Source organism: Aurantimonas sp. E1-2-R+4, assembly GCF_036549515.1.
GTDB classification, from domain to species: Bacteria; Pseudomonadota; Alphaproteobacteria; order Rhizobiales; family Rhizobiaceae; genus Aurantimonas; species Aurantimonas coralicida_A.
In genome coordinates this window covers 1-1,163 of sequence record NZ_JAZHLK010000141.1, presented here as the reverse complement: position 1 = coordinate 1,163, position 1,163 = coordinate 1, and the positions used below count along the sequence as shown (strand labels likewise).

Genomic DNA, 1,163 nt, shown 5'->3' with positions numbered 1-1,163 from the left:
ATACCGGCCAGCGTTTGATCTGACTCGGTTGTGATTTTCTTATTTTCGCTGCGCGTGATTCCCTGTCCCGGCGAAGGGAGCGGGCGAGCGATGGCATTGAAGATCACCGAGGATCTGTCGGCCGGGGAGCTTCGGGCTCTGGCGCGGCGAGAGACCAATGGGCGGGTGGCGAGCCGTCTGCTGGCGCTGGCGGGCGCGCTGTCGGGGATGAGCCGGGCGCAAGCGGCCGAGGCGGCGGGCATGGACCGCCAGACGCTGCGCGACTGGGTGGTTCGCTATAACGCCGAGGGCGTGGCGGGCCTGCGCGACCGACCGAAGGGGCATCCGCCGGAAGCGCTCACCGAGGCCGAGCAGGCGAGCCTTGCCAATGTCATCTTCCGCGGGCCGGATCCGAAGAAGGACGGCGTGTCGGCCTGGACCCTGCCGGAACTCTGCCGCTGGATCGAGGCGCGGTTCGACAAGCAGGTTCATCCCGCCAGCCTGTCGCGCATCCTGCGTCGTAACGGCTTTTCGCGCCAGAAGGCGCGGCCGACCCACCCTCAAAGCGACCCCGGGCGCCAGGCGCGCTTTCAAAAAAGGGGCTCGCCGAGGCCCTGAGCGCGGCGCAGGCCGACCATCCAGACAAGCGGATTGCGCTCTGGTTCCAGGATGAAGCAAGGGTTGGCCAGAAAGGCCGCCTCTGCCACCGCTGGTGGACCCGCGGCAAGCGACCGCCCGGGCTCTGCGACCAGCGCTTCGAATGGACCTACATCTTCGGCGCCGTCGAACCCTCCACCGGTCAGTCCTTCGCCCTGGTCCTGCCCTATGCCGACAAGGCGATGATGAACCTCTACCTCGCCGAGTTCGCCGGCACCGTTCCTGACGACGTCCATGTCGTCATGGTTCTCGACGGTGCCGGATGGCACGGCGAAAAGGCCCTCGACGTGCCGGCGAATATCACCCTCCTCGCCCTGCCGCCCTACAGTCCCCAACTCAACCCGGTCGAGCGGCTCTGGCTCCATCTGCGCGAGACCTCCCTCAGCCTCTGCGTCTTCCGCGACAGGCAAGCCATCATCGACGCTTGCTGCGACGCCTGGAACCGCGCAACCAAAGATCCCAAGCGCATCCAATCCCTCTGCAACTATCCCTATATCAAAGCGGTGAGTTCATGAGCGCGACGGTAT

The 1,163-nt window shown here is 66.1% G+C and carries 2 protein-coding genes; both read left to right on the top strand.

Annotated elements, in window-relative coordinates; genetic code table 11:
* Positions 1-90: 90 nt before the first annotated feature.
* The gene (locus VQ045_RS21750; RefSeq protein WP_331831612.1) at positions 91-597 is read left to right on the top strand and encodes an IS630 family transposase; all 507 of its coding nucleotides are present in this window, start codon (positions 91-93) and stop codon (positions 595-597) included.
* Positions 594-1,151: an IS630 family transposase gene (locus VQ045_RS21745; protein WP_331831613.1), complete on the top strand. Its 558-nt coding sequence runs from the start codon at positions 594-596 to the stop codon at positions 1,149-1,151. The genes VQ045_RS21750 and VQ045_RS21745 overlap by 4 nt, the downstream gene beginning before the upstream one ends.
* Positions 1,152-1,163 lie beyond the last annotated feature (12 nt).